This is a genomic window from Larkinella terrae, from assembly GCF_009668025.1.
Classification (GTDB): Bacteria; Bacteroidota; Bacteroidia; order Cytophagales; family Spirosomataceae; genus Larkinella; species Larkinella terrae.
Window position 1 is genome coordinate 255,098 of record NZ_WJXZ01000001.1, and the last position, 22,009, is coordinate 277,106.

General features: G+C 45.3%; 22 protein-coding genes. 15 read left to right on the forward strand and 7 right to left on the reverse strand.

The genetic code is table 11. The annotated features are described in order from the left end of the window. Window positions 1–34 precede the first annotated feature (34 nt). Entirely contained in the window at window positions 35–430 is a 396-nt protein-coding gene (locus GJJ30_RS01040) for a hypothetical protein (RefSeq protein WP_154172254.1), read from the reverse strand. Window positions 431–602: 172 nt separating this feature from the next. Between GJJ30_RS01040 and GJJ30_RS01045 the strand changes: the two genes are divergently transcribed. Continuing rightward, window positions 603–1,439, forward strand: coding sequence for an ion transporter (locus tag GJJ30_RS01045; RefSeq protein WP_154172255.1), 837 nt, complete (start codon window positions 603–605; stop codon window positions 1,437–1,439). 34 nt (window positions 1,440–1,473) lie between these two features. On the opposite strand, the gene GJJ30_RS01050 is transcribed toward GJJ30_RS01045, so the two are convergent. Then, window positions 1,474–2,010, reverse strand: a complete 537-nt coding sequence (locus GJJ30_RS01050) for an exonuclease SbcCD subunit D C-terminal domain-containing protein (protein WP_229312884.1) — start codon at window positions 2,008–2,010, stop codon at window positions 1,474–1,476. 295 nt (window positions 2,011–2,305) lie between these two features. On the opposite strand from GJJ30_RS01050, the gene GJJ30_RS01055 reads away from it, so the two are divergent. From GJJ30_RS01055 to GJJ30_RS01080, 6 genes are all read left to right on the forward strand, one after another. Beyond that, complete coding sequence (locus GJJ30_RS01055; protein ID WP_154172259.1) at window positions 2,306–2,620, forward strand: helix-turn-helix domain-containing protein; 315 nt, start codon at window positions 2,306–2,308, stop codon at window positions 2,618–2,620. A 156-nt stretch (window positions 2,621–2,776) separates the two neighbouring features. Further along, entirely contained in the window at window positions 2,777–2,995 is a 219-nt protein-coding gene (locus tag GJJ30_RS01060) for a helix-turn-helix domain-containing protein (protein ID WP_154172261.1), read from the forward strand. Window positions 2,996–3,201: 206 nt separating this feature from the next. Further along, window positions 3,202–3,741: a hypothetical protein gene (locus tag GJJ30_RS01065; protein WP_154172263.1), complete on the forward strand. Its 540-nt coding sequence runs from the start codon at window positions 3,202–3,204 to the stop codon at window positions 3,739–3,741. Window positions 3,742–3,881: 140 nt separating this feature from the next. After that, window positions 3,882–5,381: an antA/AntB antirepressor family protein gene (locus GJJ30_RS01070; RefSeq protein ID WP_154172265.1), complete on the forward strand. Its 1,500-nt coding sequence runs from the start codon at window positions 3,882–3,884 to the stop codon at window positions 5,379–5,381. Window positions 5,382–5,547: 166 nt separating this feature from the next. Next, on the forward strand, window positions 5,548–6,939 hold the full coding sequence (locus tag GJJ30_RS01075; RefSeq protein ID WP_154172268.1) for a phage integrase SAM-like domain-containing protein: 1,392 nt from the start codon (window positions 5,548–5,550) through the stop codon (window positions 6,937–6,939). Between the two features lie 12 nt (window positions 6,940–6,951). Then, on the forward strand, window positions 6,952–7,368 hold the full coding sequence (locus GJJ30_RS01080; protein WP_154172270.1) for a LytTR family DNA-binding domain-containing protein: 417 nt from the start codon (window positions 6,952–6,954) through the stop codon (window positions 7,366–7,368). Here GJJ30_RS01080 and GJJ30_RS01085 read toward each other — a convergent pair. After that, window positions 7,342–7,713, reverse strand: a complete 372-nt coding sequence (locus GJJ30_RS01085) for a helix-turn-helix domain-containing protein (RefSeq protein WP_154172272.1) — start codon at window positions 7,711–7,713, stop codon at window positions 7,342–7,344. The genes GJJ30_RS01080 and GJJ30_RS01085 overlap by 27 nt on opposite strands. Before the next feature lie 111 nt (window positions 7,714–7,824). On the opposite strand from GJJ30_RS01085, the gene GJJ30_RS01090 reads away from it, so the two are divergent. Then, window positions 7,825–9,255, forward strand: a complete 1,431-nt coding sequence (locus GJJ30_RS01090) for an SNIPE associated domain-containing protein (protein WP_154172274.1) — start codon at window positions 7,825–7,827, stop codon at window positions 9,253–9,255. Between the two features lie 275 nt (window positions 9,256–9,530). Then, window positions 9,531–10,655 (forward strand): hypothetical protein, encoded by a 1,125-nt coding sequence (locus GJJ30_RS01095; protein ID WP_154172276.1) that lies wholly within the window; start codon window positions 9,531–9,533, stop codon window positions 10,653–10,655. Between the two features lie 67 nt (window positions 10,656–10,722). On the opposite strand, the gene GJJ30_RS01100 is transcribed toward GJJ30_RS01095, so the two are convergent. After that, a complete protein-coding gene (locus GJJ30_RS01100) occupies window positions 10,723–11,466 on the reverse strand; it encodes a DinB family protein (protein WP_154172278.1) in 744 nt (247 codons plus the stop codon). Between the two features lie 514 nt (window positions 11,467–11,980). Between GJJ30_RS01100 and GJJ30_RS01105 the strand changes: the two genes are divergently transcribed. Next, window positions 11,981–12,322, forward strand: coding sequence for an LPXTG cell wall anchor domain-containing protein (locus GJJ30_RS01105; protein ID WP_154172280.1), 342 nt, complete (start codon window positions 11,981–11,983; stop codon window positions 12,320–12,322). Window positions 12,323–12,392: 70 nt separating this feature from the next. On the opposite strand, the gene GJJ30_RS01110 is transcribed toward GJJ30_RS01105, so the two are convergent. Then, the gene (locus GJJ30_RS01110) at window positions 12,393–12,638 is read right to left on the reverse strand and encodes a hypothetical protein (protein WP_154172282.1); all 246 of its coding nucleotides are present in this window, start codon (window positions 12,636–12,638) and stop codon (window positions 12,393–12,395) included. A gap of 233 nt (window positions 12,639–12,871) precedes the next feature. Next, complete coding sequence (locus GJJ30_RS01115; protein ID WP_154172284.1) at window positions 12,872–13,732, reverse strand: NmrA family NAD(P)-binding protein; 861 nt, start codon at window positions 13,730–13,732, stop codon at window positions 12,872–12,874. Between the two features lie 722 nt (window positions 13,733–14,454). Here GJJ30_RS01115 and GJJ30_RS01120 point away from each other — a divergent pair. From GJJ30_RS01120 to GJJ30_RS01140, 5 genes are all read left to right on the forward strand, one after another. Continuing rightward, window positions 14,455–17,862: a hypothetical protein gene (locus tag GJJ30_RS01120; protein WP_154172286.1), complete on the forward strand. Its 3,408-nt coding sequence runs from the start codon at window positions 14,455–14,457 to the stop codon at window positions 17,860–17,862. A gap of 189 nt (window positions 17,863–18,051) precedes the next feature. Continuing rightward, window positions 18,052–18,396 (forward strand): response regulator, encoded by a 345-nt coding sequence (locus tag GJJ30_RS01125; RefSeq protein WP_154172288.1) that lies wholly within the window; start codon window positions 18,052–18,054, stop codon window positions 18,394–18,396. A gap of 1,361 nt (window positions 18,397–19,757) precedes the next feature. After that, a complete protein-coding gene (locus GJJ30_RS01130) occupies window positions 19,758–20,021 on the forward strand; it encodes a hypothetical protein (RefSeq protein ID WP_154172290.1) in 264 nt (87 codons plus the stop codon). A 127-nt stretch (window positions 20,022–20,148) separates the two neighbouring features. Beyond that, the gene (locus GJJ30_RS01135) at window positions 20,149–20,592 is read left to right on the forward strand and encodes a hypothetical protein (protein ID WP_154172292.1); all 444 of its coding nucleotides are present in this window, start codon (window positions 20,149–20,151) and stop codon (window positions 20,590–20,592) included. A gap of 169 nt (window positions 20,593–20,761) precedes the next feature. Next, window positions 20,762–21,232: a response regulator gene (locus GJJ30_RS01140; RefSeq protein ID WP_154172294.1), complete on the forward strand. Its 471-nt coding sequence runs from the start codon at window positions 20,762–20,764 to the stop codon at window positions 21,230–21,232. A 184-nt stretch (window positions 21,233–21,416) separates the two neighbouring features. Here GJJ30_RS01140 and GJJ30_RS01145 read toward each other — a convergent pair whose 3' ends face one another. Next, the gene (locus tag GJJ30_RS01145) at window positions 21,417–21,773 is read right to left on the reverse strand and encodes a hypothetical protein (RefSeq protein ID WP_154172296.1); all 357 of its coding nucleotides are present in this window, start codon (window positions 21,771–21,773) and stop codon (window positions 21,417–21,419) included. Window positions 21,774–22,009 lie beyond the last annotated feature (236 nt).

Here is a 22,009-nt window from a genome sequence, read left to right on the forward strand (position 1 = left end):
GGCCGGACGTGTAGTGTAAATGTAAGGAAAATTATTAATTCTTTACAGTCCGTCTGCCGCTTTGAATAACTGATTTGAAGTTAAAGCCGCTAGGTTTTAAAAAATAAGTCATTTCAAATGTAGAATCGGGCGGGTAATCAAAACGCAGGACAACATTCAAGTCTGTCGTGTCTCCGCTTTTATTGTCGATTGTGTAATAGACTCTCGACTTTTTAAATATCGTATTATTGTCAGTCGGTTGATTTTGTGTAATAAAATATCCCCTTGCCACACTGGTTGCCGCTTCAGCAATTTTTACGTCTGTTACTTCGGGAAAGCTGGCCTCTGGCTTACTCAGGTACCAAATAAGGCTCAATACAATGCCGGTTAGCAAAATTGCAATAACCAATTGCTTGACCGTTCCTAAGGATTTCGACTGTTCTTTTGTCATTATTACCCGTTTCCCCAATCTTAATAAAAATGTCCAACAAAATACAAAAACGCTTTAAATCGAGAGGCAGTTTATCAATTTGATCTTTGGTTTTACTCCATACATCGTTATGTTGGATAATCAATAAGTCTATTTGTAAAAGGGAATTTTGTCGTAAATAAAAACAGATTATATGTCTTTAGCTCAATCTCAAAATAAACGACCTACTTCTCACTGGCGTTCCCGGTTACACGAGGTTATCTTTGAGTCCGACACCCCAGCCGGAAAAACCTTTGATATACTTCTAATCGGAAGCATTCTGCTAAGCGTTACGGTGGTCATGCTGGAAAGTATCAAGAGTGTGCGAGCAGCCTATGGGCCGGTGCTGAACGGTATTGAGTGGTTTTTTACCGGGCTGTTTACCATCGAGTATATCCTGCGGCTGATCAGTGTTCGACAACCCTGGCGTTATGCACTCAGCTTCTTTGGACTAGTCGACATCTTGGCCCTATTGCCCACCTATCTAAGCTGGTTGGTTCCGGGCGGACACTATCTGTTTACCATCCGCATTCTGCGGCTACTGCGGGTTTTTCGTATTTTGAAACTATCAGAATACCTCTCCGAAGCGACTACCCTGACCACGGCCTTACGCGCCAGTCGTCGAAAAATCAGCGTATTTATTCTAACCGTTATCCTGTTGGTGGTTATTATCGGTTCCCTAATGTACCTCATTGAGGGAGAGGAACATGGCTTTGTCAGCATCCCGACCGGTATTTACTGGGCCATTGTAACCCTGACGACCGTGGGCTACGGGGATCTATCGCCACAAACGCCCGCGGGCAAAGTGCTGGCTTCCCTGGTGATGGTCATGGGGTATGGCATCATTGCCGTACCAACGGGCATCGTGACGGTTGAACTTTCTCAGGCGGCTCAGAAGTCCCGAGTTTCAGCGCAAGCATGCCCTTCCTGTGGATTGGAGGGTCATGATGCAGATGCCGTTTTCTGCAAATATTGTGGTAGCCAGTTATAAGTGACTAGCAGAACATATTTTTTTAGACTTCTATTTATTTCCGGAAGGTTGTAATGGCTTCCTCGAAGATATGGATGCCAGGGATTTCCCGAACGCCCTCGGCGATATCGGCTTTAATAGCCGCTTCATCGATGATCCAGTAGCCATTGGGGACCTTGTTGGGATCGACAATCTCAAAAGTCCATTTGAGCTGCACGCCTTTGGGTAATGAGGTAACTTCGGGAGTAAGCCAGTTTGTTTCACCAGACGTTGCGTTTGTAGCTTGCTGAGCGGCCTCAGCCAGTTGATGCTCCCGCACCCGAAGAATCTCCCGGTTGTAATGCTCCACGGCATCTTTGAGTGGTTGCATGGCTTCTAGGATGGGCGCTGTCATCTGCTTCTCGACTTCCATCCAATCATGTTTCTCCTTGTCCAGTTGCCGGGTAATCTTGAGCCGCTCGGCGGCCACCCGTTTGATTAATTCGTTCCCATGGGTAACGTGCTTTATCAGCACTTCCTGTTGCTCAGGTGAACCACAAACGGCGGGCTGTCGGCGGAGAAAGGTCACATAATCGGTTAATGATCGCTGCAAGAGTTCGCGCCCACTCGAATCGGTGAGCGAAAGTTCGGTGTTGGGTTTGGTTTCGGTCGCCATGCCCATAAAACCGCCATTTACCGAAAATGTTGGTCATTAAGGAATAAATTCGAATGACTAATAAATGATTAGCTTATCAATTTCCTGATATAATTGTATTGTACTCTAAAAACGATAAAAATGTGTTGCTGAATAGTAAATTTTATGAAATACATTTCACTAAGATGTATTTCATATTTGCCTGAACATTGATTTAGCTTCTTATTTATGCAAAAATCAATTCAAAGTTGCTATGGTTAAGGTTGTTGATAGTGAAGAATTTGAAGCATTGGTCAAACGGGTAGAATACCTCGAAAATGAATTAACGTTTTTCAAGGATCTGCTGACTTGGCAACGGTACTTGAGCCGTGAGCAAACTATGGCTGCCTTGGGCTGTACCTCAGTTACTCTTTGGCGAATTACCAAATTGGGAAGGTTAGAACATGAAAAGCAGGGACGTAAAATTAGGTACTGCATTGACTCAGTACGAAGCTATTTACAAGCTCGGAAAATAGATCAACTGTCTGCTGATCAGGCTATTTTTAAAGCTTTGAATTTGAGGCAATAAAAATGGGTTTATTCTAGAAATTGATATATGCTGGTCTAGTCTATATTGCCGATAAGTAAGCACTTTTACCGTTCAATCATCCTTTTCTTAGTTTTCACACTCGTCTGCTTAGGTTTGTTCTTCAACATTTATCTTTGAAGCAAAATGATAAGCCCGATGTCCCAAACACCCGAAGAAATAGGCCAATTGATCAGAAACCTTCGAAAAGAACGTAAAATGACCCAATTAGAATTATCAATTAAGTTAGGTATTGATAAATCTACATTTGCTGCCTACGAAAGAGGTAGAAATAACTTTACTGTTGCAACTCTAAAAAAAATAGCAGAGGCTATGGGCGCAACATTCAAAGTAGAGCTTTTTTTCGAGAAGGAGTAAAAAAATTTACCTAAATAGTTGGTATATATGCCCACTTTTTGTACCTTTAAATTATTGGAACGGCAGATGTCAGAAAAGGCGAAATAGTACTGAGGAAGTTGCCCGCTGGACTGTATGATGGAAGCTCAACCAATAAAAAACCCCAACGCTTAGTTTTCGACGACGCAAGCGAAGGGGAATGTTTCAAATTAACCTGATAGATCAAAATGAACACGGAACAAAGCTACGCAAACGTAGCCACCGGCGCAAATGTGCCCGAAAAAACAGAAATCTTTAATGATGACCGGTCAAAAATTTATACCACTGCAGGTATTCGCTGCCTTTTGGAGGACCCGCAAACGCTACATCAAGTGCGCAGTTGCCTTCGGAGTTGGTTTACCTCCTACTCGCAACGTCAAGAAGAATCTGTTAATCCCGTCAGCTATGCAGAGAACTGCGGTAATTATGAGATGATTGACGATTGGCTGTCCGAAATCATGGACTTGCATTTCGGGTGGTATGTTGAGCCAAAATATAAACCAAAGAAGCCGGAGCCGATTGGGTCAACCCTGTATTTACAGGCTACCAATCATTTTGTAGAAAAAGCAAAAGCGATTCTCAAAAAACAGGACGAGTTGGCGGAGAAAGTTTTCGGTCCTCAAACGTTAAGATTAAGAGATGATGAGGCTGTATTAATGGCCGCGCAAACCATGCGGGAGCTGAAGGAAATTCGGGCCATGTTGGACGAGTTGAATCCTCATTTATGAACGAATTAATTCCTAGCTGGTAATATCCTCCCAATAACCGTGAGAAGCAGCCGGAACTGAAGACCGTCTGGCCTAGCCTGGCTGCTTCTCACGTTTCCAACCGGTTTGATCAACTCCATTACCTACACAGCAATATCATCATGTCATTCCCTTCTTACCTTTTGCAGCACGGCAACCAGTTCGCCGTAGCCGCCCGCTCCCTCTATGGCCACATGGGATTCAATGACCGTTACTTTCCCGACTGGTTTAAAGACCGCATCGAAAAGTTAAGTCTGATTGAGGCTACCGATTACCTGAGTTATAAGTTGTCTCACGGTGTTTTATGCTATCTGGTCACTGTGCCAGTTGCCGTTCGATTACTCATTACCGAGCGACGCGCAGCGGGTAAAGCGGCCCGGCAACAACTAAATGATCTGGTCCCGCAACTGGAACAGGAAGGCTTACATTCCGCTGATATTGATCTGGCTGATTTTGTAAAGGCAATTGCCTCAACAAATAGCGCTCTCACTACGCTATCGACACCGCAGCCGCACATTTCCTCACTACAGTCTCAAAAGCTGACAGAATCTAATTTGACGGCACTCCCGGCGCCAATACCGCTACTGCAGATTGACGGCCGGGCCGCGGTGAATGTGCAGGATCTGTTTCGGTTCTGGCATCCGGAAACGGATACCCGTCTGGCGCAGTGGTTTGGTTACCGCATTACCAAACTGGGTTTTGTCCTGGGCAAGCATTATGTTGAGTACAATGAACAACCGGTACCCGGGCACCGGCGCGGTACGACCGGGTATATTGTCAGTATAGATGCCGCCATTGCCATTGCTGAAGGGGAAAATAAAGGAAAAGGTACCCTTGTCAGTCAGTACCTGATTACCTACCGTAAGGAACTGGCCAAACAGCGCCTGTCGACCAAAGGGAGTCTAACCGATTTCATTGGCATAAGGCCCGCCGAATCAGCGCCCGCGGTTATGCCATCCGAAGGCGCTGAGCCTTTATCATTACAGCCCTCTTTGTTTGACGTCCTGCCGGAACCGCTAACGGATGAGGCAAGAAAACCTCGTAGTGTAACTAATGACGCGCTCGCCTCAAATAAAGAGTCAGAAGATCATGATCAGAATGGTGTGCATGCTGATCCTTCGATTTCCGGATCGGAGGTAAAGTCTTCGGAGCCGGAATCAAAACCGGTCTCAGCCGCAGCACTTTTGCTCCAGACAGCGCAGCTGCTCCTGCAGCAGGCCCAACTGTTGGTCGACCACGAGCAGCGACTCAACCAGACCCAAACTACCGTGGGCCAAATTGTGGCCATTGGCCAGCAAGCCGCCTTGCAGACGATGGGATTATCGGCCGGTCATGAGCAGCCTCCGCAGCAGACATTGCGCTCACGTATACGCCAGATCGTTAACGCCCGATGCCGCAAAACCGGCGAGTTTCAGGATCAGGTGTATGCCTTTATTTACAACCGGCTTTACTACCTCTACGGCGTCAGTGTGGCGTCTCATCACCGGCAGAAGGAGGAGAGTTATCTGGAGCTTTGTGAGCGGCTGGGCATCCTGGACAAGGTCTATACCATTGTTACCAGTGCCGAATTCAATGTGGCGATGAATGAAGCGCCTGTACACCCCCGACAGGAAGCCGCTTAGCCTGGTTGACACTTCTTTTACCAATCAAGCAAGGGTCAAATCCGGTTGTATTCACCAACCCAGAACGAGAATTTTGATAGAAAAAGCCCGATCCAGGGAAGAATGGATACTTCTCGCCAGGGAAAGTAGTTAGTCCCAATTATCATTCACATAATCTGTTCGAATCATGAGAAAATACGTAACTGAAAAAGATTTATTTGTCTGCTTTTATTTTCGTCGCGCCAAAGGGAGCTATACACGACCCGAGGGATTTCCTGAAGATGATATTTTGGGTACAATTTATTTTCGGGTTAGCTACCAGGGTAAACGTTTCGACATCTGTAGTTCACTGGTTAATTGTTGGCGTAGCCAGTGGGTAACCGGCAATCGGCGGGAACCCTGTCGGGTTGTGGGCGAGGCTCCGTATCCAGCTACCGAAACGGGCGAAGCAAATGCCAAAATTGGTGCACTGTATAGTAAAATACTAACCCTGTATGCGCAATTACGTCATAACCCCCAATTCAGCATCTCGCTACTAAAGGGACATGTTTTGGGAGATAAGGATATGGTATGGCGAAAAGGGGACTCGACTGCCGTTATGGACTTGGCCAAAGCGTATTTAGGGTACGAAGAAAAACGATTCCGGGCCGGTGAGATTGCCAAGCGAACCCGATACGTGCGGGGTCGATACATTCAACTCCTGGAAGAATATCTGACCAAAACAAAGCAATTGGGTTTAGAGGTGGCTGATGTGCGACACGAAACGTTTGATGATTATAAGTTTTATCTGCTGACCAATCTCAAATACAACCCCGCTTACGCATCCAAGTGTCTGCAATATGCCCGACAGGCCTTCCGATGGGGTAAACAGAATAAAATCATTGCAGAAAACCCGCTATCGGATTACATCATTCACAAATGCGAAAGCGAGCCGGACACGACCCATCTGGAGGAGGAAGAATTGAGCAAACTAATTCAATTTGATCCCTATGTGTTAGTTGATGCGGGAAAAATAAGCGAGGAAATGGCCCGAATGATGGACGAGGAGCGGGACGTACTTCTTTTCACCTGCCTGACGGGAATGCATGATGGCGACTACCAAGGCAAAGCGTACGAGATTCTTCGGGATAAGACTGGCCACTGGATCAAGGGGCGTCGGAGCAAAACAAAAGGCCGTTTTGAGGTGCCTCTTGACCCTTATGCGATGCGGATTATCCGGAAGTATGGCGGAATCGATAAACTACCGACTCGCTCGAACAAGGCGCGCAATGAGAATCTGAAATTACTGGGTGTGTTGGCCGAGATTCCGACTTACATGACGACTAAAATTGGTCGCAAGACCTTTGCCGATCGGGCCTTAAACGACATGAATATGGACACCAGTGATGTCGCCACCATGCTAGGCCATTCAGATACCAAATACCTGAAACACTATGCGCACATTCAAAACCGCCGGTTGATTCAAAAGTTTGTCCCTCTTGACACTGGGAAGCGGGATGATATTCGTCGCTTACCAGTGGATAGTAAGTCAGAAGTAGAATCCGCTTCAGAGAGCGTCCCAAATCAATGGAGCGCATAAATTATTGGTTCCATGGATCAATTCTCTCGAAAACAACGTACACCCGGTCAAATGCGGCCGGGTGTACTGACGCTAACGATCGGCGCCCACACCGATTGGGTCCCTGTCAATCTGATCGTCCGAATCCAGGCTCAGGGCAACTACAGTCAGGTGTATACGCAAAGTGGCCAGGTTTATCTGATTGCGGTAACCTTGTTGAAAATGGAACAGCGGCTGCCCGATTTCTGCCGGATTCATAAATCTCATTTGATCAATCCGGATTATGTGGGCCCGATTCAGCGACGAGTCAAAGCGAATACCCATTTGCTATTGACGACTGGCGATGCGGTTCCTATTTCCCGGCACTTACGTAAGAGCGCTGATTTTTGGGCCACTATATATCAAAATCCACTATTAAAAATGCTAAGGATGATGAAAAACAACCAATAATCGATTGTCAATTTCTGCTGGGTCAATACGCTTCTTTTGAAGGTATTCCCGAATACTATCCACCCGGTAGTTAACCTTTTTACCATCTCGGACAGAAATAATTTTCCCGGCCCTCTCATACGTCAAAACGGTTGTTGGATGGATGTTCAACACTCTGGCGACTTGGCGTGGAGTTAAAAGGGTATTTGTCAAACGTAGTTTTTCATCGCGCTCCAGACGACGTTCCAAATCGATTACCTTATTCCAAAGTTTCATGAATGCTTCCCAGGGAACCACTTCAGAAGGCCTAATTGGAGGAGAGGTTGGTAAATTACTTGAATCAATGGATTGAGTTATATTTTCCATAACTAGTGCTTTTAAAATTTAAGAAAAGTCGCTGTCCTGAGGCAAATAAGATTGACAATTGTTTGAGTAATTATTACCATTGTCAAGCGGAAATATTGAGATATCTTAACCATGAATATTACTTTCCTTTTGGTGATCATAGGCTGTCTTTCCTTGGGAATGATATTATTAGTTTTCTTCATCATTAATCACAGAAAATTGCTAAGGAACGAGCTGGAAGCAAAAATTAAAGAAGCTAACTATTTAAAAGCGAAGTATGCGCCAATAATTGATCTTGATGACGAAATAGAAAGTAAGACAAAGAAAATTGAGCTTATTAAAATGTATATCGAGGCTTTGCAAAACAAGCACGACCTTGATAAAAAGAATTTAGCGGAGGAATACCATCAAAAACGGTTGATTTACGAAAGTCTGGCAAAGGAGCTGGCAATTGTCGAGGAAAACTTAGAAGATATTTCTTACGGTCTCTATAAACCCCATTACGATTTTGCCACTTCAGAGCGATACAAAACAGAGTTAGACAGGATATGGGAAGCGGAAAAGGCTTTCATCCGAGAGAATAAGGCAATTATATGTACAACCCGGTGGCAGGTCAGTGGTAGTTATACAGAAGGAGACCGAATGACTAATCGTTACTCCAAATTAATGCTGCGGGCTTTTAACGGGGAATGTGATTCTGCTATTGCAAAGGTGAAGTGGAATAACATTTCAAATATGGAAGCCCGGATTGAAAAATCGTTTGAAGCCATCAATAAACTTGGTGAATCCCATCAGATTTATATTACTCGCGATTATTTTGGATTAAAGCTCTCGGAGTTACGACTGGAATTTGAATTACAGGAGAAAATCCATCAGGAAAAAGAAGAGCAGCGGCTTATTAAAGAACAGATGCGCGAGGAAGAGAAGGCCCTTAGAGAAATTGAGAATGTCCAGAAGAAAGCAGCTGAAGAGGAAGCCAGGTACCTAAGGGCTTTAGAAAAAGCGCGCCAGGATGTCCAGTATGCTACAGGGGCTCAAATGGAAAGCTTGGCAAATAAAATCAATGAATTGGAATACTTGCTGAATGTAGCCCAGAACCAGAAGGAAAAAGCTATTTCAATGGCTCAACTGACTAAATCCGGACACGTCTACATCATTTCCAATATTGGCTCTTTTGGTGAAAATGTTTATAAAATTGGAATGACCAGAAGGCTTGAGCCGATGGATCGGGTACGTGAGCTAGGCGATGCTTCCGTACCATTTAGTTTTGATGTACATGCCTTGGTATATTCTGACAATGCTCCGGAACTGGAAAATGCGTTACATAAGAAATTTGCAGATAATCGATTGAATTTGATTAATAATCGTCGGGAGTTCTTTCATGTGAATATCGACCAGATTGAGGAAATGTTACTCGGTATGGGGCTCAGTTTGACCCTTACCAAACTGGCTGAAGCAAGAGAATATCGTGAGACCCTTTCAATTAGAGAAGTAAAGAACAGGCAGGTAGTCACTAAAAATTATTCCACCCTTCAACCGACCTTTCCTGTCTCCCTTGACTAAAAAATCTATAGTAAAGAATCATGAAACGACTTTTCCACTTTTCGCATTTACTTACGCTTCCAAGAGGGCGATTTGTTCTTTTCTTATAGAAAAACCTGCTTATACAAACCGTTTTTGGAAATCAAAAAAATTAAATTTACAGATATCTTCAAGTTCAATTGATAAAGGAACTCTGAAGATATCTGGCTTTCACTTTATGAAACTGAATAGGCTATTGTAAGCTTCTAAAATGCATTAATCCTGGGATACATACGATTCATGAAACACTTTTAAAAATGAAAGTCACAATCAGAATTTTACTACTGTTAAGCATCATCAGCCTAATGGATTGCTCCGAAGCTGATAAAAAAGTTACCCCAATAATTGAAGATGACCTCTCGGGGACCCAAAATGAATATACCTGTCCAGCAGGACTGACGGTTTATTCATTCAGTTTGGAACAATCTGCCACGGTAGAGCTTAAACAGGAATTAACCTTTGACGACAAAAAACAACTTGTTAAGGAAAAGCGCATCTATTTACATGGAACGGGCCAGACAAGCATTGGCGATGTTGCTATTCAGGCCAATAAAAACTTAATTGTAAATGTTGATTATAAATATGACGCGAATGGTTTTCTGATTGAAAAAGTACCAAAAATAGAAAATCCAGAAGTTCTGACAGGCAGATTCGAGGAGCTATCCTATAAATATCGTTACGCAAATGAGCGCCTGGTAGAAGGCATATATACATTAACTGTTTATGGCGCTAACGGAGTGATTCTTCAAAACACGATTACATCTCCAGGAACCGAATATGAATATGACTCCCAGGGACGGTTAACTTCAATTAATCAAAAAGGATATGGAGTAGATAACTTCATTTATGATGCAGGAGGGCTTTCGAGACATATTAATTCCAGAAATCCGCGAGAAGATTATCGCTATTTATCCCAGAATGGTCGGGTGATCCGTCGAGACAGTAAATCAGATACGCGGCTAGAGGCTTTTGATCGATACACGTTATTCGGCTATGATTCAGATGGGCAGCTTACCAGTGTAGAAGAATACAGAGTTAACGGCGGGTTATTCAGTAGAACGGAATACACTTATGATGGCAAAAGAAGGCCTATTCAGACGGTAAAATTGGGCAATTTAGAGAATATGCCAAGCCCGTACGAGTCACCAGGATTAATCAAACCTGAGATTGTACAGTTTAAAGGTCACCTGAATAATTTTTCATTTTATGGTGTAAGAAAATCCAACTTGCTTGGTTATAAAGCTTATTCTGTTGAGAACGATGTTACAAAGCTTATTAATGAGTACACCTATACATACAAATATGATAGCCAAGGGTATCCGACTCAGGTTTCTGGTGGCGGTTTTATATACCGTTGGGGGTACTGTAAGCATACTTATTGATTAAGCGGACGTTTTTTAGCATTTACAATAAGCATCGTTTGGGTGGGTCCGCAACCAGTGAGGGTAATTACTGCTTTGGAAAGTCAGGTTGTTCTTTAATACGACGGATCTGCCGCAAATGGCGATCTGTATGTCCAAAATGCACCACCATCAAAGCATGAATGCTCCTTCTGCGTTCTTCGCCCCATCTGAATGTAAAATGAGATTTTAAGTCATACGTTGTGTTCCGTACAAAGTCGATTATTCGGTTGCGGCCAAAAAGGAAAAAGGTTAGGTTATCCGCACCTTTCATTAGCCCAAGAGGTTCAGCATTCCATTCAGCTTTATGAGGACTTGGATCGTTCATCCAGGCCAAATAAGAACTGTCGGGCTTCGATAAACGGTCTAATTGCGGTTCCGGTTGCGTACTGAGCATAATATCAGCCTCCTGAGCAAAAATCCGCTCATACAATCCCAGATGTTCAAGAACTTGTCCAATGGACCATTTCGTGGAGTCCTGCTTAAAAGACCACTGTTGCACACTCAACTGCTTTGTTTCCTTTAGTATCTCAGCCTTCGTGCGTTCAAGATTGTTGATCAGATACTGTCGATCCGTTTGGGTCCAAAGTCGGGTAGACTGGCAATAAGAAAGCTGCGGTACGATCAAACTTATTAGCAACGGAATACTACAAATAAATGCTTGCGTAGCCCTCATCCAATCATTCATTTGTTTTGTAGTCTCCTGTTCGTCCGGGATATTCTTGGTTTCGGTTTGTAAACGGCAAAACAGCAATGTAACTACACTAATCAGAGGGATAGGAATCAGTTTCATATCAATGATTTTAGAAGTAAAATTTATTTACTGTATTGAAGTATATAGGCGTTAGCTTGAAAGCCGAGAAGACCAGAATATGGTGGCTTATGTAGTTTGGTTATAAAGTTAATTGGACCAGAAGGGTTACCAATTTATGAGTAAGCAATACTGATAATCACGAAGATAAAAGAATGATAGAGGGAAAGGCCGGCTTTTTACTTAACGGCATTCTTGATTATAATTTTGTTAAGTATGTAACGATCCAGGTTATATTATCCCACTTCGTCAACCTGCAAATCAAGCAGCTACTTAACTTCTTATCTCGTCAATTTGCCCCGCAAAATTTGTCCATAGCAGTGTGATCTGCCGAGAACTGATTCAACTGCATCAGGCCCATTACCATTTTGCTCATTTTAACAAAGCATACAGTCAATAACCGTTCGATAAACAGATCATGCCACAAGGCAATTTTTTGTTGGTTATATAGCTGATTATTTGGTATTTATAAGCTTAACCTAAATCACCTCATATTATGAAAAAACTGTTGTTGATTCTGTTGCTGCTACCCTCCCTCTCATTTGGGGCCAAAGTTCTCACTGAAGGCGGCATAACGTTAGATTGTCCCGATGCGACTGTCGATCAATTACAACAGTGGATTAACTCTCACCCAAACGATCGCGTTTTGTGTTGTGGAACTGGCGATGACAAGAAGTGCGTCTTAATTGATAAGATAGAACAAATTACTTCGCTATCGGCCGATAACAATGTTGGTGACAAACCCGACACTGGACCGAGCATCGATCCCGGCATTGGCATATTTGCCGGATTATTACTAATTGCGCTCGCTATTTATTTTGGAAGGAAGCGAGGTTAACATTTACCAGAAAAAAAAAAGACCCCACCGGGCGGCAGGGCTTAAGTGAACATGATGACTGTCTTCAAACTTATTTATAGCTGCCATTGGTTAACAGATTACCGTCATCGGTGACCGAATAGCTCTCGACGTTTCGGTATTCTTTCACTTCGTATGTTTCGTCAGGTCCAAGGGTGTACTTTTCTTTAAATAGATTTTCTGCCTCCTCGCGAGTTTGATTGACAAAAACAGCCAGGTACTGGTAAGGCTCTTTTTTATATACAATCAGGATGACGGGCCCAGGGCTGGGCAAGTAGGACGCTATTTGATTTTGCATGACTTTGAATCTAAGCTGGTTTACAAATGCGAAAACTTATCGTTTTAATCCAATGTTTAATTTAGTGAGTCAGTTCTTTTTTGTCCACAACCATTACCCAACAAAAGACCCCACCGGGCGGGCAGAGTCTGAATAATGCTTATATTTAATGCTGGGTTACGATTGACAGGAAGCATAGTCAACTGAATGGCTGATTGGTATACAGCCAAGCCTGGCCTTTTCTTTTAGAAAGCTCACTCGCTTTTTTCGACTAGCGCGGTAACATAATCGGTCAAGGTCATCCTACCTCGGATGGGAGTGAGCGGCAGCTCAGGACCTTCTAAGGTCAGAGCCGTCATGGCCGCCATCGATTCAGCCGCCTCTGGGGAGAAGCCCATCGCCTGAAGACTTTCCTTCCAGGCTTCCCGAGGTGTTTCTACTACTTCCACGGTTTTTCCTAATGCGTTACCGAAAGCCCTCGCCACATCCGCCGACGAATAGCGTTCAGGTCCTTCGACATATTGCAAACCGGTCGTTTCAATGGGTTCCATCAGTAAGCGAGCGCCCACCTTTCCAATGTCTTGGGAAGCCACCATGGGCAGAACGAAATCAGGCGGGTACAGGGTATGTACCTTTCCTTCCTGCCGGGCGGTTGCAAGCGCGCTGTCCCAGTTACTCATGTAATATGCCGCTCGAATAAGGCTGGTTGGAATGCCTGTCCGGGCTAAACCTTCTTCTAATTCATACAAAACACCCAAATCGCCGATGTGATCGCCCGGCTGGGCGCCATAGGTGGATTCAGCTACGATTTTTTCTATACCTGACCCGTCTATTGCGGCCAGGATGGCATGGACACTTTGACGCTCCTGGCGATCGGTGTCTGTACTGGGCGGAGCGGGCGGGTTGAGCAAAAAAAGTCGATTTCCCTGTTGAAACACGGCCCTTAACTGGTCAACATCGTTCACATCGGCTACCGCAACAGAAGCTCCTTTTTGTTGCCATTGAGCGGCTTTCTGTTCATTCCGGATAACGACCGTGACCGGCTGGCTCCCATCGAGCAGCGTTTGGGCGACGACCGAACCAATATGCCCTGTTGCGCCAAGAATAATGTACATAGTATTCGTTGCCTGTTTAAAGAATCAACGATCTACTTGTGATTATGTTTAGATGAATAAAACACGCCTTTATAAAGCCGAAGCAGCCTTCAGGTGTGCGATCGAAAGAAGTGGATGGAAATTCAGTCAGCCAAAAGGGTGTCGCTAGCTTTCGGACCGATTCATAAACCGAAGGGAAAAGCAAAACCTGTCTAGTTGTTCTGAAGCCACATTGGGGGCAAGCGATTCCAGCCAGACCATTACTTACCTTGTAAAAGTAATCCATCTTTCCAAAACCTTACTGACCGCCAAAAAACTTTCTTCCTCTAATTAGTTATCCTAGTTAAAACGGGAAGAAGAACTCATGACTGCAAATTCCTGATACATCTACCTGCCTGTAGACCAGAATACGAAACTGAACAACAAGCAGGTTAGGGATTAGCCAAGGAGTTATCCGTATATTTTTAAAATCCTACCCGAAAGTCGAGACCATTAGCTCACTGGCCGAGGTGTCTGGCACGTTGTAAAAGCAGGCTACCTATTACCAGTAATACGACCGAATCCCCGGTTTATAACCAGGCAGGCGATAATCAAATGGCACTTTGATGACAAAATTAAAAAAATTGATCCCATGATCGATTTGTTATAGCCATTGGGCTAAATTTTATAGCTCATTTTTCCTGCAAGCCTCACTTTTGATGTCATCACCAACCTGGGTTTCGATGGGCCTTGCTCACAACTTTATGAAAAATCTTTTACGGTACGTCCTGTCCCGGCCTCTTCGGGGCTGGTACCTCTTTGGAATTTTGTTGCTTGGGCAGACTATGGCCTATGGTCAGGGCAAAACCTGGTATGTGACATCGGACAGTTCGGCGGTGAATGACGGCCAGTCCTGGAGTACTGCTGCGTCTTTGCTAACGGCCCTGAGCAAAGCCCAGGCCGGCGATCAGGTTTGGGTAAAAGGCGGAATGTATAATCTCGTAAAAAACAATGAATTCCTCAATCCTGACTTCGAAACTCGGAAAAGGATCGGAGATCGCACGTTCCGGATTCCGAGCGGGGTGAAAGTGTACGGCGGATTTGCCGGTGATGAAAGTCAAGTACCGGCCCGCCATGGGTCTGCCAGCCTCTTAACGGGGTCCTCCTACAATCCTTACGTGGTCGCCTTCTACAATGCCAGCGAAGAAACGTTGCTGGATGGTTTTCGAATTGTCGGTGCCACCAGTTACCATTATGTCAATGGTGAACCCTATTATGATCCTAATTTGGGCGGTTACGTCACACCCCGCTACTATCCGGATATTTTCGGACTAGGAACGGCATTTATCAACAGTCCGATGAACTTACTTGGAAACGCCGTCCTGAACCTGGCTTATCAGGGCACCTCCCAACCGACCATCATGAATTGCTCAATTGAAGACGGAAACAGTTTTTTTGGGGGGCTGCTCACCAATCTGGCTTTCAAGGCCGGTGCCCACGCCAACCTGCGGGTTATCAATTGTGGCTTTTCCTCCGGGACACCAACGGTGGGAGCGGCCATTGTCAATATCGGGTATGAGTCCGGAGATGCCGATTTGGTGTTGTACAATAGCTCCCTGGCCCTGGTTCAAATTACGCCCGTTGCATCTATTCCTTTTTTCGACCTGACAAGGGTTATCTCCGCCTTTATGATCAATGCGGGGAATGCCAGCTCCACCACCCGGGTGGTCAACTCCCAAATCAACAATTCGTTCGGCAATTACTTATCTCCTACGCCGAATGGCCCGCTTTACATTCTAGCTAATGTGTTAGACGGTGGTCCCTCGGAGTTTGTCAACTGTTACCTGAAGGACCTTACCAATACACCCACATCAAAGCAAATCGGCTGGCCGGTGGGTTTTACGGCGGGCGTTACGCTCTCCCATACTATTTTTGGGGCCGGCATTCCCGATCACGATGTGAGTGTCGATCCCCAACCCGGTCAGGGATATACCAACGGTCCCATCGTCTACGGCGGCCCCACCGATCCGGCCCGTCATCTGATCAATACTGCCAACGGTACACCGACTTTGGGCCCCTGCAACAGCCTAACCACCGATCGGGGGGATAACTCGCTGCTCCAGCGCTGGCCCGACCTGGCGACGGTGCCCGGCCTGGCTGACCGACTCAACAACGGCCCCATTGACATTGGCAATGCCGAGTCCAACCCCAACGTCTACCTGCAAACTACCACCGGTGCTACTTCGCTGACCGTGAATAAAGGCGCTTCCGACGTCAATTTGTTAGGAAAATTCTGCGGAGGAACCGTCAACTGGAGCGCCACCAACGGCACCAGCGGGCAGGGGGCCATCATCCCCGTCGCCACCGATCAGGTTGGAACCATCACGTATCAGGCCACCTGCACCACTGGTAGCTGCACCAGCAATGCCTCCTCGGTCAGCGTCACCGTACGGGATGCCAGTGTGGCTCCGCCCACCGACCTGACGTTTACCAACAACGGCCCGCTGACCTGCTCCAAAACATTTGTCACGTTAACGGCATCGACCACCGCCACCGGCGTTGGGTACACCATCAAGAGCATCTATGGGACGGTTTCCGGCGGTTCCACTAATCCCTCAACAATGGTCAATCTGCCGGGGAGCTATACCGTTACAGCGACTAATTCCGGGGGTTCGGCCACGGCCGTCACGGTGGTGACTTCCCAAACCGCGCTGGATGCCCCCAACTGGTCGGCCAGTGGGTCATCCAACCTCAGCGTGACGCAGGGAGCCCCGGCGGTTTCGCTCAATGCTACCAATTGCTTGGGCACGTTACTGTGGACTGGTCCCGCTGGTACCAGCGGAACCGGCAGTGTCAGTGTACCGACCTCGGCGACGGGCGTGTTTGTCTATTCGGCAACTTGTCAGGTCGGTAGCTGCGTGAGTCCGGCGACGAGTGCCACCGTTACGGTAACCCCACCGCCCGTGACAACCGGTAATTTCGAAGGGTTTCTTTCAACCGTCAACTGCCAGGAAATGCGGGGCTGGGTCTGGGATCGCAACCGCCCCAATACCCCCCTGATCGTCGAGTTCTTCGCTGAAAATACGTCCATCGGAACCACTGAGGCCAAAAACTTCCGGCCCGATTTGAAGGATGCCGGGAAGGGTAACGGCGAACACGGCTACGTTTTCCCCACGCCCGAAGCGGCCAAAACCGGGTCAGAACTGCGGATTTCGGCCAAAGTTCAGGGAACCGATTACGTATTGAAAGGCTCTCCGCTCAAGTTAACATGCCCCGCCAGCACCACCGTGGTTAACCAGCCACCTGTCGCGCCAACCACCGGGCCCCTGTCGGCTACCGTGGGCGTCGCGCTGACCACCACGCTGTCGGCTTTCACCGATCCGGAAAGCCAACCGCTGACCTACTCGCTGAGCGGGTTACCGGGCGGACTTCAGTTTACGGCCGCAACCCGCACCCTCAGCGGCTCCCCCACCACGGAAGGTACGTTTCTCTTGAGTTACAGCGCCAGTGATGGACAGAAAACCACTTCGGTCGGTTTGACGCTGGTTGTCGCGCCGGGTTCATCGACCCCGCCGGTGGTGACGGGCAATTTTGAAGGGTTTCTCGACAAAGTGGAATGTGGTTCGATTCGGGGCTGGGTCTGGGATCGGGGCAAACCGAACACCCCGCTGACGGTGCAGTTCTTTGCCGACGGCGTGGCAATCGGCACCACGGAAGCCAACATCTACCGGGATGATCTGAAGAATGCGGGCAAGGGCAACGGGGCGCATGCCTACAGTTTCACGACGCCAGTGGGTTTGAAGGACAACGTTCGTCGGTTGATCAGTGCAAAGGTGCTGAGCAGCAGCTACACGCTGAAGGAATCGGGCAAGGCGCTGCAATGCACGCCCGCGTCCCGGCTATCGGCCGAAACCGGGTCGGAGCTTCAAGTAACGGTCATGGGAAATCCGGTTATGGATCAGATTGTGGTCGAGGTAACGGGAGTGGCGGGGCAGCCGTTGCAGATGCAACTCAATGACGCCAGCGGGCGGCTGATAGGTCAACGTCAACTTGGAGCGGCTCAGGTCATCGAGCAGCAGCGCTTTTCGGTTCAGGGTCAACCGGCGGGCCTATTGCTGCTGCAGGTCAACAGTGGGTTGAAAAGTGTCACGCTGAAGGTGTTGAAACACTAATTAGATATATTGTAGGTGTGCGGGAAAGGCGTGGGTCAGTGATCTGCGCCTTTCTGATTATCACGGGGTAATATAGAAATCAGTTAAATACCCGCCTGCTCAAAGAAAGGGCTTGAACTGTTGAAACGTGACTAAATATGATTTAAAACATTATTATTCAGTACATTTAAAAGTTCATCAACTCCATTAATGAAAAAAGTACTGATATGCACGAATGTTGGTAAATCACAAGCGCATGTCCAAATGGATAATGTGCTCAAGCATATTGGTGCAATCAGTGATCTAAAATTCTTCCCCAGTGACCTGGCTTTACTAAAGTACCTTTCGACTGCCCAAGACTACCCTGACTTGATTACCCTTGATCTTCATTTGCCTTTAAAGGGAGGACTGCAAATCCTGAAAATATTAAAAAAGGACAAGCGCTGGAAACACATTCCTGTCATAATGACGTGTAGTGAGGCATCTACATTCGAAATCGAGGCCTGTCATACGGCCGGTGCAGAATCTTTTTTTGTAGAAACGATCTTATTTTAGTTTGTAAAGCAGAGGCTAGTTAGACGTTTATTATCCCCTTACCAATCCTTATTTCTGTTTTGGTTAGAATTAGTCTTCCTATTAGATAGGGTAATAATTACTCATTCCAACCAGCCGCGCTTTTTTTGGATCGTTAGATAAACATCGCTCTTTACTATGAAGCCAGTTCTGACAAAATTCATACTATTCATACTAATGATAACTTCAGGTTGTCGTCACTCGGTTCCCCCGGAAGAAAATGATCCAGGCGATCTGAATTATACCAATGAGCTGAGTTTAACCCAGCAGTGGTTCAATGGGAAATGGAAGTTGACTTCCGTCACTGCGATGAATCCTACACTAACCGTCCCCAACGTCCAACTTGTTGTCGGTAACAATCAGATTATAGTTATTCGAGATGAGAAGCAGACAGATCGCGTCAGCTTCGAGCTTAGTAAAATACGTTCCGGTTTCCAGCTCACAACCGATGCTCAACCCGGAGAAGATAATTGGTATGTACGCAACCCGAGTCTACAGGTTTCGAGCAATAGACTGCTCCTTCAAACAGCAGGCTCTGAGTCGAGTACGTTCCGATTCAAGCGAATGGAATGAAGCCTCGAGCAATCGGACGTTTTGTTTACTTGATTTTTGTGTCACAAACTCATCCGTGTTACTATAAATGGAACGTAGATTCTGGTGACGGCAATCGCTCCGGCGACCCGGTTGAAACTGTTGGATTATGCCGAGGAGGGCTGTGTGGCAGGATGAACCACTGTCCTTGGAAAACGGGCCATTTGCGAGACGGATTGAAATTCGCTTCACAACAACTTTACGAAGTCCTAAGCTTACGGATGAGATATGTCAAAAATCGGATACCTATTTTAAGGATTTTTATGCGATTGGTTAATTACAGTGTCATATAATCCCAATAAATCGCAAATAAAACGACGTTGACGCTCTAAATTAAGATAAGCTAACAAATCTCATTGTGCTTTAACTATTTATTTAGTTAATTGTACTTTAGGAATGATGTCAAACCCAACTCTCGTCAGCGATGAAGAAATGGATGCTTACAAATCTGGTCGGATTTATTACATTCTCTAGCGTGACAGCTTGTCAAGGCGTCAATGAGCATAGCGATTCGTCAACTCCCAAGAAATCATCGATCACGGTTGCCAGCCAGCCAACCTCTAAGCTGCCTTATATTGTTTGCGATTTCAACATTGGCAAAACGTACGAACGCGACACGTTAAAACCCGCAAACGGAGGTTTGTTTTCATTGAAATTTTTCACTAATTTTAGTTCAATCAGTTCATTTTGAGTCTCTCTTCCGCCCCTGTTATTTAAGTTGTCGGTCCAGTCTCTCGTTAACCGACAGCTACATGCTTCTAATTTTTTCCGTCATATATTCCGATAGTTTAGATATTCGACCCTTGGTTTTTTATTCAGAAAGAATAGAAATAGGCTTTGATGTTCTCAATAGCCATGTCAAATGCGGCATTGTTCTTTTATCTGCTGTTTTACGGGATATCAACGGGACAGAGACTAGGTTACCTATTGAAGCCATTGATGGCCAACCGGTAAAGGAGTACATTGAGCGACTACAAATTGAGTGGGAGAAAATCTTGAAAGCAGATCATAAATGAGGATTTCTAAAAGTAATTAAGCGTGTAATGAAAAGACTTGCCAAAAAGTTGGACGTCGCAAAACATTATCCTCCATCCGGGCGTTAATGGGACTAATTTAACGAAGGATAAACCGTCCAGGAAGCCCATGACATTCGACTTGAAAACAATAGGTGCCTTTGGTTTGCTTTTGCTTTTTACTGCTTGCCAGCCCAAAAATGAGCAGGAACCAGAGGCTTGTCAGGCTCCAATGTCATTGATAGCCCAATCGAATTGTGAGAGCGGGTATCAGGGAACATTTTTGATCGCTTCAGACTACAAAGAGACCACTGAAGCGTCTATTCTATTTGAAATCTTTCCACAAAAAGACACGCTGAGCAATGAGACGAATGTCAAATCCGCCTGGAAAAACGGTTCAAATCAACATGACCGTATTTTGATCAGTGATTCAGTTATTGGCAACTCCCCTAAATTTTTAGTACAAGTTTCCATAAACTGTTCGGGGACCGAGCTTAAATCCAAATACTTTGCCTTTGTCAAACGTCCCGCTGCAAATCCAGCTTGTTTTGTTTGGAGGCAGGTAAATATATGAGGCGACACATTATATATATACAATTCATCGCGAATTTTAAATGATCGGCAAATGTAAGACTCCCCTTCCAATCAGTGCCTGTGTCCATAAAACGATGGATTGGTTTCTCCATACTTGATTCATTGGGCTAATCAAAAAAGATCTAAGGCATTATTCAAATGCTACAACAATGACACAAACAACCGATACTTTACCTCTAAAAGGAGCAAATTTACTAGTTGTTGAAGATAGTCACGATGACTGGATACTCATGAAGCAAGCCATGATCAGGGCCGGTATGGCGGTAAAGGCCATCTGGGTTGCCAACCCGCAGGCGGCATTGAATCATCTGAACGAAAGCCTGGCAATGGGAATAAAGTTGCCAATCATGATTCTGCTGGATCTTTACCTGCCCAGTCGGGAGTCGGGATGGCAACTCCTGCAAGACATCAAGGCATTACCCGAACCCGTACCGATGATTCCAATTATTCTCTTGAGTCATTCCAGCGATAGTAGCGATATTAGCGGATCTTACAATCGGGGTATTAGCTCCTATTTAGTCAAGCCCAGCGATTTCGATTCCTGGACCCAACTGTTCCAGATTTTGAGAGAATACTGGCAGGAAACGGTTGCACTGCCCAATCTTAACACCAATTGGTAATTGGGAAGGTTTCAGTCGGCTCTTGGGTTTTTCCGTACCTGATGGCGTGTGATGGTGAAGTTTACAATGCGGACGTTTGTTAAACTGCAATTACATTGATTTGACCTTCTTTGATTTCCCCACTTACTACATATAAATGCTTGTATAGAATAGCGTAAGTTCTGTTTAGGCAATCCGTACTAAATTATTCAACTCTAACTTTCAATGTATCTTGTCGTGGCTTATATGAAGCTGTATCAGTCAAAACAAGTTGCAGAGTATCATCAATTAATTTGTAACTCGATAGAATTTGGTATCGCTCAAAATTGCTAAGCACTTTAAAATTATCCCTAAATAGTATTTTTCTAATTTGGATATACTCTTGCTGAGTAGCATTTGATGGTATGTAATAAATTCCAAATGATGCTTCCTTATGTTTGAATTGAGCGATTTTGATAGGCTTTTCATCAAACAAGGTAAAACTCGTTTGAAAAACAAAGAAAATACCCAATGAAATTAAAAGTATCACAAGCGATATTTTGATAATTATCTTTATTTTCATTTTTTGTAGTTCTATAAGAGCCGTTTTGTTGCCCAAATTAATAAAAAGCAGCAATGACTCATTTAAGTTCGTAAAACGAGTGGTTAATAAGTTGTGAATCGGACGTTATTTAGATTTTTTGCGTTTGCGACGGACAACATGGATTTCTATTGTCCAGTACTCTTCATCCCCTAATCCAACCTTTCCGTGGCGATCGGGAGTCCAAACCTTCGTACATCGAAAGTTGGTATTTTCGG

What these genes read in the sequence shown, in the direction of transcription:
- GJJ30_RS01040 (WP_154172254.1), bottom strand. Translation starts at nt 430, where the DNA reads ATGACAAAAGAACAGTCGAAATCCTTAGGAACGGTCAAGCAATTGGTT.
- GJJ30_RS01045 (WP_154172255.1), top strand. Translation starts at nt 603, where the DNA reads ATGTCTTTAGCTCAATCTCAAAATAAACGACCTACTTCTCACTGGCGT.
- GJJ30_RS01055 (WP_154172259.1), top strand. Translation starts at nt 2,306, where the DNA reads ATGGTTAAGGTTGTTGATAGTGAAGAATTTGAAGCATTGGTCAAACGG.
- GJJ30_RS01060 (WP_154172261.1), top strand. Translation starts at nt 2,777, where the DNA reads ATGTCCCAAACACCCGAAGAAATAGGCCAATTGATCAGAAACCTTCGA.
- GJJ30_RS01065 (WP_154172263.1), top strand. Translation starts at nt 3,202, where the DNA reads ATGAACACGGAACAAAGCTACGCAAACGTAGCCACCGGCGCAAATGTG.
- GJJ30_RS01070 (WP_154172265.1), top strand. Translation starts at nt 3,882, where the DNA reads ATGTCATTCCCTTCTTACCTTTTGCAGCACGGCAACCAGTTCGCCGTA.
- GJJ30_RS01075 (WP_154172268.1), top strand. Translation starts at nt 5,548, where the DNA reads ATGAGAAAATACGTAACTGAAAAAGATTTATTTGTCTGCTTTTATTTT.
- GJJ30_RS01080 (WP_154172270.1), top strand. Translation starts at nt 6,952, where the DNA reads ATGGATCAATTCTCTCGAAAACAACGTACACCCGGTCAAATGCGGCCG.
- GJJ30_RS01085 (WP_154172272.1), bottom strand. Translation starts at nt 7,713, where the DNA reads ATGGAAAATATAACTCAATCCATTGATTCAAGTAATTTACCAACCTCT.
- GJJ30_RS01090 (WP_154172274.1), top strand. Translation starts at nt 7,825, where the DNA reads ATGAATATTACTTTCCTTTTGGTGATCATAGGCTGTCTTTCCTTGGGA.
- GJJ30_RS01095 (WP_154172276.1), top strand. Translation starts at nt 9,531, where the DNA reads ATGAAAGTCACAATCAGAATTTTACTACTGTTAAGCATCATCAGCCTA.
- GJJ30_RS01100 (WP_154172278.1), bottom strand. Translation starts at nt 11,466, where the DNA reads ATGAAACTGATTCCTATCCCTCTGATTAGTGTAGTTACATTGCTGTTT.
- GJJ30_RS01105 (WP_154172280.1), top strand. Translation starts at nt 11,981, where the DNA reads ATGAAAAAACTGTTGTTGATTCTGTTGCTGCTACCCTCCCTCTCATTT.
- GJJ30_RS01110 (WP_154172282.1), bottom strand. Translation starts at nt 12,638, where the DNA reads ATGCAAAATCAAATAGCGTCCTACTTGCCCAGCCCTGGGCCCGTCATC.
- GJJ30_RS01115 (WP_154172284.1), bottom strand. Translation starts at nt 13,732, where the DNA reads ATGTACATTATTCTTGGCGCAACAGGGCATATTGGTTCGGTCGTCGCC.
- GJJ30_RS01120 (WP_154172286.1), top strand. Translation starts at nt 14,455, where the DNA reads ATGAAAAATCTTTTACGGTACGTCCTGTCCCGGCCTCTTCGGGGCTGG.
- GJJ30_RS01125 (WP_154172288.1), top strand. Translation starts at nt 18,052, where the DNA reads ATGAAAAAAGTACTGATATGCACGAATGTTGGTAAATCACAAGCGCAT.
- GJJ30_RS01130 (WP_154172290.1), top strand. Translation starts at nt 19,758, where the DNA reads ATGCTTCTAATTTTTTCCGTCATATATTCCGATAGTTTAGATATTCGA.
- GJJ30_RS01135 (WP_154172292.1), top strand. Translation starts at nt 20,149, where the DNA reads ATGACATTCGACTTGAAAACAATAGGTGCCTTTGGTTTGCTTTTGCTT.
- GJJ30_RS01140 (WP_154172294.1), top strand. Translation starts at nt 20,762, where the DNA reads ATGACACAAACAACCGATACTTTACCTCTAAAAGGAGCAAATTTACTA.
- GJJ30_RS01145 (WP_154172296.1), bottom strand. Translation starts at nt 21,773, where the DNA reads ATGAAAATAAAGATAATTATCAAAATATCGCTTGTGATACTTTTAATT.